Source organism: Micromonospora sp. NPDC049201, from assembly GCF_055586805.1.
The window spans coordinates 100,262-114,301 of the sequence record NZ_JBVJHM010000002.1; the positions used below are offsets into that span (position 1 = coordinate 100,262).

Here is a 14,040-nt window from a genome sequence, read left to right on the forward strand (position 1 = left end):
GGTACGGACACACCATGGCAGTGGCAATGCGCGCGGGTCCCAGCCAGGACGAGATCCGACGGCAGAACCTGGGCGCATTGCTCCGCTACGTGCACGTGCACGGGGCCACCACGCGCGCGGAGCTGACCACCGCGCTCGGGCTCAACCGCAGCACCATCGGCGCGCTGACCGCCGACCTGGCCGGCGCCGGTCTGGTCAGCGAGGGGACGCCGAAGGAGACCGGCCGGGCCGGACGACCGTCACTCGTCGTCCGGCCCGAGTCGGGACGGGTCTACGCGTACGCGTACAGCGTCGAGGTGGACCGGCTGCGAGCCGCGCGGGTCGGCCTCGGCGGTGAGGTGCTCGACCGCCGGGAGCTGGACCGGCCGCGCAACCTGGTCGCCGGCGAGGCCGCCCCGCTGCTGGCCGGCGCCGTCAAGGATATGCACCAGGCGGTGCCGGCCGGCTCGTTCTGCGTCGGCGCCGGAGTGGCGGTCTGCGGCATGGTGCGCCGCGACGACGGGCTGGTGCGGCTCAGCCCCACCACCGGCTGGGTGGACGAGCCGATCGGCGCGGCGCTCGCCGCCGAGCTGGGCATCGACGTCCCCATCACGGTGGGCAACGTCGCCGACGTGGCCGCGTTCGCCGAGCACGCCCGCGGCGCGGCCACCGGGTGCGACAACGTCCTCTACCTGTACGGCGACGTCGGCGTGGGCGCCGGCATCATCGCCGGTGGCCGGCGACTGACCGGGCACGGCGGCTACGGCGGCGAGGTCGGCCACATGGTGGTGGTCCGCGACGGGGCGCGCTGCGACTGCGGCCGGTACGGCTGCTGGGAGACCGAGATCGGCGAGCACGGGCTGCTGCGGGCCGCCGGCCGGGCCGAGGCGCGCGGCCGGGAGGCGCTGCTGAGCGTCTTCGACGCGGCCGACCGCGGGGACGCCCGCGCGCAGAGCGCGGTACGGCAGGCCGGCGACTGGCTCGGCTTCGGCGTGGCCAACCTGGTCAACATCTTCAACCCGGAGATGGTCCTCTTCGGCGGCACCATGCGTGACCTCTACCTGGCCGCCGCCGCCCAGGTGCGCAGCCGGCTCAACCGCAACGGGCTGCCCGCCTGCCTGGAGCACGTGCGGCTGCGTACCCCGGAACTCGGCGACGACGCGGCCCTGGTCGGCGCCGCCGAGCTGGCCTTCGAACGCCTCCTGGCCGACCCGCTGAACTGATCGGCCCGGTGATCCGTACCAACGTGCGGACGGGCGGCCGGTGGGCTCGGCCGTCCCGCGACCCCGCGTACCGGTCCGGACCGAGGAGGCACCGCAACCATGGCATCGCTGGAATCCGCACGTCGCCGGCTGGCGCACCGGGTGACCCTGCTGCTCGTCGCGATCGGCGCGGGGATCGGCGTTCTTCCCGGCGCGGCCCTGGCCGCCCCCAATCCCGGGGTGCAGATGAACGCCGCGGACATGACGCTGCTCAACGGCGTCCGACTCGCCGGGCTCTGGGAGATGCCGGCCGGCACGATGGCCGCCGAGAAGGGCCAGTCCCCCCGGGTACGGGAGGTCGGCGCGGAGATCGCCCGCCAGCACGGTGTCCTGGACCAACTGGTGGTCGAGGCGGCGAACAAGCTGGGGGCGGTGCTGCCGACGGACCCGACGACCCAGCAGAAGGGTTGGCTGACCGAGATGCAGAACGCCAGCGGCGCGCAGTTCGACCAGATCTTCGTCACCCGGCTCCGGGTCGCCCACGGCAACATCTTCCCGGTGATCGGGGCGGTGCGCGCGAGCACCAAGGACCCGGTCGTACGCAAGCTGGCCGAGGACGCCAACAAGTTCGTCAACGACCACATGACCATGCTGGAGAGCACCGGGCTGGTCCGCTGGCAGCAGTTGCCGCCGCCCGCGCTGCCGGCCGCGCAGAGCGACTCGCTGGTCGCCGCCGCCCAGGCCAACGCGTCCAGCGGAGGCGGGCTCCAGGTGGGCACCGGGATCGTGTGGGCGGTCTTCCTGCTCGCGCTGGGCACCGGCGGGTACACGACCTGGCGGCTGATGCGTCGCGCCTGACGGGCGTAAGCGGGGCCCCTTCCTATACGCCAGGCGTTAGGAGGGGGCCCCTCCTTATCCGTGCCAGGAGCGCCAGAGGGCGGCGTACGAGCCGTTGGCGGCGACCAGGTCGTCGTGCGGGCCCAGCTCGGTGATTCGGCCGTCGGACACCACCGCCACCCGGTCCGCGTCGTGTGCGGAGAACAGCCGGTGCGCGATGGCGATCACGGTCCGTCCGTGCAGCACCGCGGCCAGCGACCGCTCCAGCGCGCGGGCGGCCCGCGGGTCGATCAGCGAGGTGGCCTCGTCCAGCACCAGCGTGTGCGGGTCGGCGAGCACCAGCCGAGCCAGCGCGAGCTGCTGCGACTGCGCCGGGGTGAGCGGATGCCCGCCGGCCCCCACGCTCGTCTCCAGCCCCGCCGGCAGCGCCTCCGCCCAGTCCAGCGCGTCGACCGCGGCCAGCGCGGCGCGTACCGCCGCCCGGTCGGCGGCCGGCCGGACCATCGCCACGTTGTCGGCGAGCGTGCCGATGAACACGTGGTGCTCCTGGCTGACCAGCGCGACGTGGGTACGCAGCTCGTCCAGGGGCAGTTCGGCGAGGGGTCGACCGTCGACGGTCACCGCACCGGCCGACGGGGTGTGCACGCCGGCCAGCAGCCGACCCAGCGTGGACTTGCCCGCCCCGGACGGGCCCACCATGGCCAGCCGCTCCCCCGGTCGGGGCACCAGCGTCACGCCGTGCAGCACGTCGTGGCCGGCGCGGTACGCGTACCGGACGTCGTGCGCGGCGAGCCGACCCTCGGTGGTCGGCCGGCGCGACGCGACGGGCGCCGGGGAGCGCTCGTCCGGCTCGACGGCCACGCCGAGCAGCCGGGCCAGCGAGGCGCCGCCCACCTGGAACTCGTCCAGCCAGCCGAGCAGCCGTTCGATCGGGTCGGTGAGCTGCTGGGCGTAGAGCGTGGCGGCGGTGACCTGGCCCAGGCTGGCCCAGCCCTTCAGGTGGAACCAGCCGCCGATCAGCAGCGTGGCCACCATCGGCACCAGGTAGCCGAACTCGGCCACCGGCCAGAACACGGTCCGCAGGTACAGCGTGTACCGCTCGGCCGCGTACGAGCGGCTGATGTCGGCGTCGCCGCGGGCCCGGCGGCGGGCCGCCTGGCGCAGCGCCTCGGTGGTCCGCGCCCCCTCGACCGTCTCGCTGATCCCGTCGGTGATGTCCGAGTAGGCGGCGTTCTCCCGCAGGTAGCCGGCCGGCGCGCGGCGCAGGTACCACCGGGTGCCGGCCCAGAGCACCGGCACCGCGAGCAGGCTGGGCAGCGCCAGCAGCGGCCCGGTCAGCACCAGCGCGCCGAGGATCAGCAGCACGGTCAGGGCCGCGATCAGCGTCTCCGGCCCGGCGAACCGAACCGTCCGTGACAGTGCCGACACGTCGCGGGAGGTGCGGGTGAGCAGGTCACCGGTGCCGGCCCGCTCCACGGTGGACAGCGGCAGCGCCAGCACCCGGTCGACGAACTCCTCCCGCAGCTCGGCGAGGACCCGCTCGCCGAGCCGGGCCGAGGCCAGGTGCGCGAACCGGACCAGCACCGACTGCACCACCACGAACGCGGCGATGGCGGCCACCACCCGGTCCACGGTGGTGGCGGCCACGCCCCGGGAGATGCCCTCGACCAGGTCGCCGAGCAGGCGCGGGGTGACCAGCCCGGCCGCCGCGGCGAGCGCGTGCAGGCCGAGCACGGCGGCCAGGCCACGCGGGTGCCGGCGGACCAGCTCCCGCACGTACCGGCGGACCTGCGCGGCGTCGGCGACGGGCAGCGCGTTGCTCATCGGTCCTCCTCCCGGCTCACCGTGGCCGCGTACCGGGGCTCGGCGGCGAGCAGTTCCTCGTGCCGGCCCTCGGCGACGACCTTGCCGTCCTCCACGAAGACCACGTGCTCGGCGCGTCCGAGCACCAGCGGGCTGGTGGTGCAGACCAGCGTGGTGCGGCCGGACCGGGCCGCGGCCAGCCGGTCGGCGACGCGCGCCTCGGTGTGCGCGTCCACCGCGCTGGTGGGCTCGACCAGGATCAGCGTCTCCGGGTCGGCGACCAGCGCGCGGGCCAGCCGCAGGCGCTGCCGCTGTCCGCCGGAGAACTCCCGGCCCCGCTCGGCGACCGCGCCGTCCAGGCCGCCGGGCAGCGCCTCGACGATGTCCGCCGCGCTGGCCGCGGCCAACGCCGCCTCGACCGTGGCGCGGTCCGCCCGGTCGTGCGGGTCCAGCTCCGTGCGGAGCACGCCGCTGAACAGCTGCGCGTCGTTGTCGGCCACCAGGATCCGCTCCCGCACCGTCGCCAGTGCCACGTCCCGCAGCGGTACGCCGTGCAGCGTCACGTCCCCGTCGGCGTACCGGCCGAGGCGGTCGGCGATCTCGGCCGCGTCCTGCGGTTCGGCGGCGGCCAGCGCGGTGAGCCGGCCCGGCCGCAGCACCAGCCCGGAGCGCGCGTCCACCAACTCGCCCGGCCCGGACGGCACCGGCACCGGCTGGGCCGGGTCGGTGAACTCCGGCGCGAGCCGCAGCAGCCGGACCACCCGGCGGGCCGCGACGTGCCCCCGGGTGAGTTTGTCGGCCGCCTCGGTGAGGTTGCGCAGCGGGCTGACCAGGAACGCGGTGTAGCCGTAGAAGGACACCAGCTCACCGGCGCTGATCTCGCCGCGCAACGCGAACCGGGCGCCGAGCCAGGTCACCAGCACCACGAACACACCGGGCAGCAGGATCTGGGCGGCCTGGAGCAGCGACTCCACCCGGGCCACCCGCAGGCCGTCGGCGCGCAACGCCTGCGACCGTTCCCGGTAGCGGGCGGCCAGCACCGGCTCCCCGCCCACGCCGCGCAGCACCCGCAGGCCGGAGACGATGTCCGCGGCGCGCGCGGTGAGCCGGCCGGTCGATTCCCGGTACGCCGCCTGCTGCCGGTGCAGCGGCCGGATCAGCAGCGCGACGAGCGCCATCAGCAGCGGCACGCCGAGCACCACCACCAACCCGAGCGGCAGCGACGCGGTGAGCAGGATGACGGCGACGGTGACGATGCCGACCACCGCCCCGACGCCCCGGGCGGTGATGTCGATCGCGCTGCCGATGTGCTCGATGTCGGACGTGCCGATGCTCACCACCTCGCCGGCGGCGACTCGGCGCGGCAGCGCGGCGCCGAGCCGGTTGGTGGCGTCCACGGTTACCTGCACCGTGCGGTACGCGGCGCCGAGCCAGTTGTGCACCGCGCAGCGGTGCCGCAGAATGCCGGCGCCGGCCTGGACCAGCCCCAGCCCGAGCAGGGCGAGGCTCCAGCGCACCAACGCGTCCGGGTCGCGCTGGGCGAGCCCGGCCTCCACGGCCCGGCCGATCGCGGCCGGCACCAGCGCCTGGGCCAGCATCCAGATCACGCCGAGCGTCAGGCCGCCGCCGAAGTACACGGGATGTCGCCCGGCGAGCCACACCAGGTAACGGGTGGCGGACCGCGCGTCGGGGGTGCCGGGGTCGCCGGCCGGTGAGAAGCGCATGACCCACCGACGCTAGGTGGCGGCCGGTCCCGGACGCCAACCAGTTTCCGGGCGCCGTGACGACCGTCGCCTAGCGGTCGACCTCGGTGAAGTCCCAGCTGTGCGGTGGGCGGGCGACCAGGCGCGTGGGCGGTTCGGGCAACTCCCGGGGGTTGCTGCGCCACTTCGAGATGACCACCAGCCGGTGGTCGGTGGAGGAGAACACCTCGCTGCCGACGTGCATCGGGTCGTGCTCGAACTCGGGCAGCGCGGTCTCGCACACCCAGGTGATCAGCTCGGCGAAGCCGTACGGCTCGGCCTTCGCCTCCCACATCCGGACGATCATGTCGGTTTCCTCCCCGGTCAGACGCTGACCACGGTCAGCGGCATGGCCGAGTCGGCCGGCAGGTCCAGCCGGCTCGGGGCGACGCCCGCGGCGACCAGGTGCGAGCCGAGCGCCGCCACCATCGCGCCGTTGTCCGTGCAGAGCTTCGGCCGGGGCGTACGCACCCGGACGCCGTGCTTCGCGGCCCGCTGCTCGGCCATCGCCCGCAGCCGGGAGTTGGCCGCCACCCCGCCGCCGATCACCAGCGTGTCGATCCCGCTGCTGCGGCAGGCGTCCAGCGCCTTGCCGACCAGCACGTCGCAGACCGCCTCCTGGAAGGACGCCGCCACGTCGGCCACCGGCACCGGCTCGCCGGCCCGCTGCCGCGCCTCCACCCAGCGGGCCACCGCCGTCTTCAGGCCGGAGAAGGAGAAGTCGAACCGGTGGCCGACCAGGTCCTTCGCGGCGGTCAGCCCGCGCGGGAAGGCGATCGACGCCGGGTCGCCGGCCCGCGCCTCCCGGTCGATGTACGGGCCACCGGGGAACGGCAGTCCGAGTAGCCGCGCCACCTTGTCGAACGCCTCCCCGGCCGCGTCGTCGATGGTGGCGCCGAGCGGCACCACGCCCCGGGCCAGGTCGTCGACGCGCAGCAGCGAGGAGTGCCCGCCGGAGACCAGCAACGCGATCGCCGGCTCGGGCAGCGGGCCGTGCTCCAGCGTGTCCACGGCCACGTGCGCGGCCAGGTGGTTCACCCCGTACACCGGCTTCTCCGCGGCCACCGCGTACCCCTTGGCGGCGGCGACGCCGACGAGCAGCGCGCCGGCCAGACCCGGACCGGAGGTGACCGCGATGGCGTCGATGTCGGCGATGGTGACGCCGGCCTCGCGCAACGCCCGGTCCATGGTGGGCACGATCGCCTCCAGGTGGGCCCGGCTGGCCACCTCGGGCACCACCCCGCCGAACCGGGCGTGCTCCTCGACGCTGGAGGCCAGCGCGTCGGCGAGCAGCGTGTGCCCGCGCACGATGCCCACACCGGTCTCGTCGCAGGACGTCTCGATGCCGAGGATCAGGGGTTCGTCAGCCATCCGCGTTCAGTCCTCGTGGCGCTGCATGACCAGCGCGTCGGTGTTGCTCGGTTGGTAGTAGCCGCGCCGCACGCCGATCGGCTCGAAGCCGTACGTGGCGTAGAGCCGCTGCGCGGGGGCGTTGTCGGCGGCGACCTCCAGCAGCGTGCTGCGGATGCCGCGCCGGGCCGCCTCGGCGAGCAGCGCCTCCAGCAGCAGCCGGCCCACGCCCCGGCGTTGGGCGTCCCGGCGGACCGCGATGTTCTGCACCCACGCCTCGTCGGGCGGGGCCGCGGCCAACCCGGCGTAGCCGGCCACCGTGCCGTCGTCGTCGACGGCGACCAGGTAGAAGTGGCCGTTGGCGAGTTCGTTCCAGAACATGCCCGGGGACCACTGCTCGGCGCCGAACAGGTCCGCCTCGATGGGCAGCACCTCGTCGACGTGCCACCAGCGGAACCGGCTCAGCCTCATCGCAGGACCGGCTTGTGGCCGGTGGCCGCCACCGCGTCCGGGCGGCGCAGGTAGAGCGGGGTGAGCGCCTCACCCGGGGCATCCGCGCGGATCCGCTCGGCGGCGAGTCGGGCCAGCGCCAGCGGGTCCGGGTAGCGCGGCTCGGCCCGCACCGGCAGGCCGAGCACGTCCGCGTACCGCTGGGCGCCGTCGCCGACCGCGACGGTGACCGCCAGGTCGCGCGCCCGCTCGGCGACGACCGCCGGGGCGGCCACGTCCGGGCCGGCGACGCGCCGTCCGGCGCCGTCGTAGACGGCCCAGTAGACCTCGCGCCGCCGCGCGTCGCTCGCCGCCAGCACCAGCTCGCCCGCGGCGGCGGCGTGGCCGAGGCCGTCCAGCGAGCAGACGCCGTACGTGGGGACGCCGAGCACCTGGGCCATGGTGGCGGCGGTGACCAGCCCCACCCGCAGCCCGGTGAACGGGCCGGGGCCGAGCCCGGCGACGATCGCGCCCAGGTCGGCCGGGCGCGCGCCCACGTCGGCGAGCGCCGCGTCGACCTGCGGCGCGAGCAGCTCGCCGTGGGCCCGGGCGTCGACCGTGCACCGGGACGCGCGCAGCACGACGCCGTCCGCCGAGACCTCGGCCAGCGCCGCGGTCACCGCGGGCGTCGAGGAGTCCACCACGAGTACGAGCACGGTAAGCCAGCCTAGCCCGTCCCCAGACGTGGGCCGCCCACCGCATGCCGTCACGGACGGTAGCATCCGGAGGGAACACCGTGCGGTGCAGCGATATACCTAAGAGTCATAAATATGACCCAGCGGTATATCGCTCCGCCGCGACATGCCACCCTGCCGGGATGACGGAGAGTCACCTGGCCCACCAGATCGCCCGCACGCTGCGGCACGAACGCGACCGGGCCGGGCTCACCCAGCAGGCACTGGCCGCCCGCGCCGGGCTGAGCCAGGCCGCCATCGCCCGGATCGAACGAGGCGACCGGCTACCCGGCCTGACCACCGTGGAGCGTCTCCTCGCCGCACTCGACCGGCAGCTACGGATCGAGGCCGAGCCGCTCGACAGCCACCTGGACGCGGCGCTCGACGAGCTGGCCGGCAGCGACCCGGTCGAGCGGCTCGATCGCCTCGGGCTGGACCGCCTGGTCGACGCGCTCGGCGACCTGCCCCACGTGCTGGCCGGCAGCACGGCGGCCATGGTGCAGGGCGCGCCGATACCGGTGGAGGCGGTCGAGATCGCCGTGCGGTGGCGGGACTCCCCCTCGTTCACCGCGTTCCTGTCTCGGGCGCTCGCGCAGCGGTGGAACGCCCGCTGGGAGGAGTGGGGCGGCGTGCGCCACGAGCCCGAGGAGCCGGGCGAGCACCGCTGGCGGACCCGCCACGGCGAGCTGCGGGCCCGGATGGTCGAGGAGCTGCCCGAGCCGATCGAGGTGCGGCTGGGTGGGCGCACCTACCCGGTCGAGCCGCTGGTCCAGGTGGAGGTGGCCGACCGGCGCGCGGCCGAGCTGCTGCGCCGGCACCGGCAACGCCTGGCGGCCGGCGCAGCAGGAGCGGCCAGCACAGCAGGAGCGGCCAGCACAGCCGACCGCGCCGGCGGGTCAGCCGGCTGAGCGTTCCCAGTCGACGGTGGGCAGACCGGCGTCGGCGAGCGCCTTGTTGGCCGCGCTGAACGGCCGGCTGCCCAGGAAGCCGCGCGGGTTCATCGGGCTCGGGTGCCCGGCCTCCAGCACCACGTGCCGCGGATTCGTGACCAGCGCCGCCTTCTTACGCGCGTAGCCGCCCCACAGCAGGAAGACCACCCGCTGGTCGAGCGCGTCGAGGGCCCGGATGGTGGCGTCGGTGAACTCCTCCCAGCCCCGGTTGGCGTGCGAGCCGGGGGTGGCCTGGCGGACCGTGAGCACCGAGTTGAGCAGCAGCACACCCTGGGCGGCCCAGCCGTCGAGGTTGCCGCTGCGCGGCTTCGGCACGCCCAGGTCCTCGCCCAGCTCCTTGAAGACGTTGCGCAGCGACGGCGGCACCGCCACGCCCTCCCGCACGCTGAAGCTCAACCCGTGCGCCTGCCCCGCCTTGTGGTAGGGGTCCTGCCCGAGGATGAGCACCCGGGTCTCCGCCGGCCCGCACAACCGGTAGGCGGAGAACAGGTCCGCCAGCGGGGGAAAGACCGTTGCGGTCGCGTACTCCCGGGCGACGAAGTCGGCCAACGCCGCGGTGCGGGCCGGGTCGAGGTGCGGGGTGAGCGCCTCCCGCCACGGCTCGGGCAGGAGCGCCAACAGGTCGAGGGCGGGAACGTCGTCGGGCATCGGCAACCTTTCGCAGTCGTCCCCGGGACTCTAGGCAGCGGGTACGACAGCGCTCAGCCGAGGGTCGCCAGCCGGGCCGCCCAGTCGCCGCCCACCGGCTCCAGCGTGACCACCCGCGTGTCGTCGTCCCGCCGGTCGATGCGGACCCGAAGGTGCGCGTCGACCAACTGCTCGACCATCCCCTCGCCCCACTCCACCACGGTCACCGCCTCGTCCACCGAGGCGTCCAGGTCGAGGTCGTCGATCTCGGCGCGCGGATCGGCGGACTCCCCCAACCGGTACGCGTCGGCGTGCACCAGCGTCACCCGGCCGCCCCGCGCCGGGTCCGGCCGGTGCACGCGGGCGATGACGAAGGTGGGCGACGTGATGTCGCCGCGTACGCCCAGGCCGGCGCCGACGCCCTGGGTCAGCGCGGTCTTGCCGGCCCCCAGCGGACCGCTGAGCAGCAGCAGGTCACCGGCGCGCAGCACGCCGGCCAGCCGCCGCCCGAACCCGTGGGTGTCGTCGAGGGTCCGCAGCTCCACCACCACAGTCACCCGGTCACCGACTCCAGGAACCGCTCCAGCGCCGCGTTGACCTCGTCGGCGTGCTCCAGCATCACCACGTGCCCGCTGTCGTGGATCTTCACGAACTCGGCCTCCGGCAGCCGCCGGACGATCTCCTCCGAGTGCGTCACCGGCGTGATCATGTCCTTGTCCCCCACGATCACCAGCACCGGCGTGCCGGCCAGCGCGGCGAGCGCCGGGAACCGCGAGTGCGTGGCCAGCGTCCGCAGGTAACGGGTGACCGTGTCGGCCGAGGTGCGGGAGTTCATCGTCTCCACGTACGACACCAGGGCGGGGCTGGGCTTCGGGGTGCCGAACCCGTACTTGCGGGTGAGCAGCCAGGCCACGTTCGAGGTCGACTTGCGGGCCTTGTCGATCACCGTGCCGCCGTACCGGGTGGCGTTGCTCATCATGTAGAGCACCGGCGCGCCCACGCGACCGAGCAGCGCCGGCGCCACCAGCTTCGTCTCCGCCGCCAGACCACCGGAGGTGGCCATCAGCACGGTGCCGACCACCCGGTCGCCGAACAGCTCCGGGTACAGCTCGGCCAACGCCATGATCGTCATGCCGCCCATCGAGTGCCCGATCAGCACCAGCGGCCCCTCCGGGACCACCTCGTCGAGCACCCGGCGCAACGTGCGGCCCAGCGCGGTCAGGTCGTACTCACCGGTCTCCAGCCGCCCGGACCGGCCGTGTCCCGGCTGGTCGTACGCCACCACCCGGTAGTCGCCCCGCTCGGCGAGCAGCTTGCGCTGGAAGTGGAACGTGCCCATGTCCAGGCAGAAGCCGTGCACAAGCACCACGGTCGGGTGCCCGGCGACCGGCCGGGTCGGCTCGACCACCTCCACGTGGATGTCGGTGCCGTCCGGCATCTCCAGCCGGTACGCCTCGTCGTGGCGCTGCCGCCCGAAGACCTCGTGCGCGTACCGGTCGGTGGGGTCGTTCTTGAGCCGGCGGACCAGCACCCGCTCGCTGACCACGCCCGCCGCGAGCCCGGCGGCGGCCACCCCGACGGCGGCGCCGACCAGCCCGGCGACCTTCCCCGCGGCGCCTCGCGGACGCGGCACCCGCAGCCGCTGGCTCATGGCTTCTCGCCGTCGTAGACGCGGGGCACCCGCACACCGCCGAACCGGGTGACGATCTCGTAGTTGATGGTGCCGACCGCCTCGGCCCAGTCGTCGGCGGTGGGCTCACCGGCCGCGCCACTGCCGAACAGCGTCACCACGTCGCCGGCGGCCACCTCGTCGTTGCCGCAGTCGACCACGAACTGGTCCATGCACACCCGCCCCGAGATGGTCCGCCGCTCGCCGCCGAGCAGCACCGGACCGGTGTTCGAGGCGTGCCGGGGCACCCCGTCGGCGTAGCCGAGCGGCACCACGGCCAGGTTGCTCTCCGCCTCGGTGAGGTAGGTGTGGCCGTAGGAGACGCCGGTGCCGGCCGGCACCCGCTTGGTCAGCATCACCCGGGCCCGGGCGGTCATCGCCGGGCGCAGGCCGAACTGCTCGCCCGCGATCGGCGACAGACCGTAGACCGCGATGCCGGGACGGACCAGGTCGAAGTGGGTGTCCGGCCGGGTGAGCGTGGCCGCCGAGTTGGCCAGGTGCCGGTACCGGGGCCGCAGGCCGGCCCGCGTGACCATCTCCAGCCCTTCCCGGAAGACGGCGAGCTGGCGATCCGTGGTGGGGTGGCCGGGCGAGTCCGCGTACACGAAGTGGCTCCACACGCCGACCACCTCGACCAGGCCGTCGGCCTGGGCCTTCGCGGCGGCCTCCAGCAACGCCGGCCAGTCGGCGACGGTGGCCCCGCCCCGGGACAGCCCGGTGTCGATCTTCAGGTGCAGCCGGGCCGGGCGGTCCGCCCGCCGGCTTGCCTCGATCATCTCGTCGAGCTGGCTCAGGCTGGCGCAGCCCAGGTCGACCCCGACGGTGATCCCGTCGTGCAGCGGCAGGCCCGGATCGAGCAGCCAGGCCAGCACCGGCGCGGTGATCCCCTCCTGACGCAGCCGGAGCGCCTCGTCCAGGGTGCAGACGCCGAGCTGGTCCGCCCCGGCGTCGAGCGCCGCGCGGGCCGCCGGCGCCATGCCGTGCCCGTACCCGTCGGCCTTGACCACCGCCATCAGCTCGGCGCTGGTGCCGGCTTTGAGCCGGGCCACGTTCTCCCGGATCGCGTCGAGATCGACGCGCACCTCCGACTGCCACATGCCCCCAGCCTACTTCCGCCGGTGATCATCGTGGTCGGGAGCCGCGCGGCCAGCGCCGCCGCCCGGCCAGCGCCGGCACCCGGATCAGGCCAGGCGGGCGAGGACCGGGCGCAGCGCGGCGGCCACGTCGGGCGCGGTCACCGGGCCGCCGCGGGCCGCCTCCCGGCCGGCCAGCCCGTGCAGGTACGCCGCGGCGGCGGCCGCCCGTTCGGGGGCCAGACCGGCCGCGAGCAGCGAGCCGAGCAACCCGGCCAGCACGTCGCCGGTGCCGCCGGTGGCAAGCGCCGGGGTGCCGGTCGGGTTCACGTACGCCCGGCCGTCGGGCGTGCCGACGATCGTCCGGTCCCCCTTGAGCAGCACCACCGCGTTCATCCAGGCGGCCAGCCGCAGCGCCGCGGCGACCCGGTCCGCTCCGGGCATCTCGCCACAGAGCCGGGCGTACTCCCGGTCGTGCGGGGTCACCACGATCGGGGCGTCCCGCCCGCGCAGCCGATCGGCCAGCTTGCCGTCGACCAGCAGCGTCAGCGCGTCGGCGTCCAGCACCACCGGCACCGACGTGGCCAGCACCGCGCGCAACTCGGCGGCGGACGCGTCACCGGTGCCGAGCCCGGAGCCGCAGACCCAGGCCTGCACCCGGCCGGCGTCGGCGACCCGGTCGGTGGCGATCACGGACGGGTGCTGGTGCACCACCTCGGCCCGGGCGCCGCCGGCGTAGCGGACCAGGCCGGCGGGACCGGCCAGCGCGCCGCCGACCGAGAGCACCGCCGCACCCGGATAGGTGGCGGAACCGGTCGCCACCCCGACCACCCCGCGGGAGTACTTCTCCGACGCGGCACCCAGCGCCGGCCACCAGGCGGCCACGTCGGACCACTCGGTCACCCCCAGCGCCGGGGACCCGCGCAGCCACGGGGTGAGCCCGATGTCGACCAGGTCGACCTGCCCGGCCAGCGCGGCGGCCGGGCCGACCACCAGAGCCGGCTTGAGCGCGCCGAACGCCACCGTCACGTCGGCGTGGACCGCGCGCGGCCGGCCGGCGTCGGTAAGCGGGACGTGGCCGGTGTCGACCGCGACGCCGCTCGGCACGTCCACCGCGACCACGGTGGCCCGCGTGCCGTCCCGACCCCGGTGCTCGATCAGGCTCGCGGCGAGCTGGTCGGCGGTCTCCCGCAGCCCACCGGCGCCACCGATGCCCACGATGCCGTCGAGCACCAGGTCGACCCCGGCGGGTGGCCGGTCGACCACCTGCCCACCGGCGGCACGCAGCGCGGCCAGGCCGTCGCCATGGGCGCGCTCCGGGGTGAGCAGCAGGGCGGCGACCGCCGCGCCCCGGCGGGCCAGGCGCGCCCCCGCGAAGAGCGCGTCGCCGCCGTTGTCACCGGAACCGACGAGCAGCAGCACCCGGGCGCCGTAGACGCCGCCCCGGTCGGCCAGCAGCAGCGCGCAACGGCGGGCCAGCCCGGCCGCCGCCCGCTGCATCAGCGCGCCGGACGGAAGGGTCGCCATCAGCCCCGCCTCCGCCGCGCGAACATCCGCGACCCGCCACACCGGTCTCATGCCGTCCCGCCCCGTTCGTTCCCGTCGGCTGCGATCACGGCCTCACCCTACCGGCGGCGCGCGGGCC

Annotated in this window: 13 protein-coding genes and 1 pseudogene; 3 read left to right on the plus strand and 11 right to left on the minus strand. The window is 75.2% G+C overall.

Features of this window, described 5'->3' with window-relative positions:
* The first annotated feature begins 26 nt into the window (after positions 1 to 26).
* Both ACZ6O5_RS04130 and ACZ6O5_RS04135 read left to right on the plus strand, forming a co-directional pair.
* Positions 27 to 1,202, plus strand: a complete 1,176-nt coding sequence (locus ACZ6O5_RS04130; RefSeq protein WP_465975022.1) for an ROK family protein — start codon at positions 27 to 29, stop codon at positions 1,200 to 1,202.
* Positions 1,203 to 1,301: 99 nt separating this feature from the next.
* The gene (locus ACZ6O5_RS04135) at positions 1,302 to 2,039 is read left to right on the plus strand and encodes a DUF4142 domain-containing protein (RefSeq protein WP_107158835.1); all 738 of its coding nucleotides are present in this window, start codon (positions 1,302 to 1,304) and stop codon (positions 2,037 to 2,039) included.
* Positions 2,040 to 2,093: 54 nt separating this feature from the next.
* Here the strand turns inward: ACZ6O5_RS04135 and ACZ6O5_RS04140 are convergent, their stop codons facing one another.
* The 6 genes and pseudogenes from ACZ6O5_RS04140 to tsaB form a co-directional block, all read right to left on the minus strand.
* Positions 2,094 to 3,842 (minus strand): ABC transporter ATP-binding protein, encoded by a 1,749-nt coding sequence (locus tag ACZ6O5_RS04140; protein ID WP_465974394.1) that lies wholly within the window; start codon positions 3,840 to 3,842, stop codon positions 2,094 to 2,096.
* Complete coding sequence (locus ACZ6O5_RS04145; protein WP_465974395.1) at positions 3,839 to 5,545, minus strand: ABC transporter ATP-binding protein; 1,707 nt, start codon at positions 5,543 to 5,545, stop codon at positions 3,839 to 3,841. The genes ACZ6O5_RS04140 and ACZ6O5_RS04145 overlap by 4 nt, the downstream gene beginning before the upstream one ends.
* 70 nt (positions 5,546 to 5,615) lie before the next feature.
* Positions 5,616 to 5,870 carry a hypothetical protein gene (locus ACZ6O5_RS04150; protein WP_281938022.1) on the minus strand — a complete coding sequence of 85 codons (255 nt, stop codon included), beginning with the start codon at positions 5,868 to 5,870 and terminating at the stop codon, positions 5,616 to 5,618.
* A pseudogene (gene tsaD / locus ACZ6O5_RS04155) lies at positions 5,871 to 6,934 on the minus strand (tRNA (adenosine(37)-N6)-threonylcarbamoyltransferase complex transferase subunit TsaD); the annotation flags it as partial.
* Positions 6,935 to 6,940: 6 nt separating this feature from the next.
* Positions 6,941 to 7,384, minus strand: coding sequence for a ribosomal protein S18-alanine N-acetyltransferase (rimI, locus tag ACZ6O5_RS04160; RefSeq protein ID WP_465974396.1), 444 nt, complete (start codon positions 7,382 to 7,384; stop codon positions 6,941 to 6,943).
* A complete protein-coding gene (gene tsaB / locus ACZ6O5_RS04165; RefSeq protein WP_465974397.1) occupies positions 7,381 to 8,058 on the minus strand; it encodes a tRNA (adenosine(37)-N6)-threonylcarbamoyltransferase complex dimerization subunit type 1 TsaB in 678 nt (225 codons plus the stop codon). The genes rimI and tsaB overlap by 4 nt, the downstream gene beginning before the upstream one ends.
* A 161-nt stretch (positions 8,059 to 8,219) precedes the next feature.
* Here tsaB and ACZ6O5_RS04170 point away from each other — a divergent pair, with 161 nt between their 5' ends.
* Complete coding sequence (locus tag ACZ6O5_RS04170; protein ID WP_465974398.1) at positions 8,220 to 8,984, plus strand: helix-turn-helix domain-containing protein; 765 nt, start codon at positions 8,220 to 8,222, stop codon at positions 8,982 to 8,984.
* On the opposite strand, the gene ung is transcribed toward ACZ6O5_RS04170, so the two are convergent.
* The 5 genes from ung to ACZ6O5_RS04195 all read right to left on the minus strand — a co-directional run bounded on the left by ung (position 8,973) and on the right by ACZ6O5_RS04195 (position 13,973).
* Entirely contained in the window at positions 8,973 to 9,674 is a 702-nt protein-coding gene (ung, locus tag ACZ6O5_RS04175) for a uracil-DNA glycosylase (protein WP_343445137.1), read from the minus strand. The two genes, ACZ6O5_RS04170 and ung, sit on opposite strands and share 12 nt — an antisense overlap.
* Positions 9,675 to 9,727: 53 nt before the next feature.
* Positions 9,728 to 10,210, minus strand: coding sequence for a tRNA (adenosine(37)-N6)-threonylcarbamoyltransferase complex ATPase subunit type 1 TsaE (gene tsaE, locus ACZ6O5_RS04180; protein WP_465974399.1), 483 nt, complete (start codon positions 10,208 to 10,210; stop codon positions 9,728 to 9,730).
* Positions 10,207 to 11,304 carry an alpha/beta fold hydrolase gene (locus tag ACZ6O5_RS04185; RefSeq protein ID WP_465974400.1) on the minus strand — a complete coding sequence of 366 codons (1,098 nt, stop codon included), beginning with the start codon at positions 11,302 to 11,304 and terminating at the stop codon, positions 10,207 to 10,209. Before ACZ6O5_RS04185 ends, tsaE begins: the two co-directional genes overlap by 4 nt.
* Positions 11,301 to 12,419: an alanine racemase gene (gene alr, locus ACZ6O5_RS04190; protein WP_465974401.1), complete on the minus strand. Its 1,119-nt coding sequence runs from the start codon at positions 12,417 to 12,419 to the stop codon at positions 11,301 to 11,303. Before alr ends, ACZ6O5_RS04185 begins: the two co-directional genes overlap by 4 nt.
* 84 nt (positions 12,420 to 12,503) lie before the next feature.
* Positions 12,504 to 13,973, minus strand: coding sequence for an NAD(P)H-hydrate dehydratase (locus ACZ6O5_RS04195; protein WP_465974402.1), 1,470 nt, complete (start codon positions 13,971 to 13,973; stop codon positions 12,504 to 12,506).
* Positions 13,974 to 14,040: the final 67 nt, after the last annotated feature.

What these genes read in the sequence shown, in the direction of transcription:
- ACZ6O5_RS04130 (WP_465975022.1), top strand. Translation starts at nt 27, where the DNA reads ATGCGCGCGGGTCCCAGCCAGGACGAGATCCGACGGCAGAACCTGGGC.
- ACZ6O5_RS04135 (WP_107158835.1), top strand. Translation starts at nt 1,302, where the DNA reads ATGGCATCGCTGGAATCCGCACGTCGCCGGCTGGCGCACCGGGTGACC.
- ACZ6O5_RS04140 (WP_465974394.1), bottom strand. Translation starts at nt 3,842, where the DNA reads ATGAGCAACGCGCTGCCCGTCGCCGACGCCGCGCAGGTCCGCCGGTAC.
- ACZ6O5_RS04145 (WP_465974395.1), bottom strand. Translation starts at nt 5,545, where the DNA reads ATGCGCTTCTCACCGGCCGGCGACCCCGGCACCCCCGACGCGCGGTCC.
- ACZ6O5_RS04150 (WP_281938022.1), bottom strand. Translation starts at nt 5,870, where the DNA reads ATGATCGTCCGGATGTGGGAGGCGAAGGCCGAGCCGTACGGCTTCGCC.
- rimI (WP_465974396.1), bottom strand. Translation starts at nt 7,384, where the DNA reads ATGAGGCTGAGCCGGTTCCGCTGGTGGCACGTCGACGAGGTGCTGCCC.
- ACZ6O5_RS04170 (WP_465974398.1), top strand. Translation starts at nt 8,220, where the DNA reads ATGACGGAGAGTCACCTGGCCCACCAGATCGCCCGCACGCTGCGGCAC.
- ung (WP_343445137.1), bottom strand. Translation starts at nt 9,674, where the DNA reads ATGCCCGACGACGTTCCCGCCCTCGACCTGTTGGCGCTCCTGCCCGAG.
- ACZ6O5_RS04185 (WP_465974400.1), bottom strand. Translation starts at nt 11,304, where the DNA reads ATGAGCCAGCGGCTGCGGGTGCCGCGTCCGCGAGGCGCCGCGGGGAAG.
- alr (WP_465974401.1), bottom strand. Translation starts at nt 12,419, where the DNA reads ATGTGGCAGTCGGAGGTGCGCGTCGATCTCGACGCGATCCGGGAGAAC.
- ACZ6O5_RS04195 (WP_465974402.1), bottom strand. Translation starts at nt 13,973, where the DNA reads ATGAGACCGGTGTGGCGGGTCGCGGATGTTCGCGCGGCGGAGGCGGGG.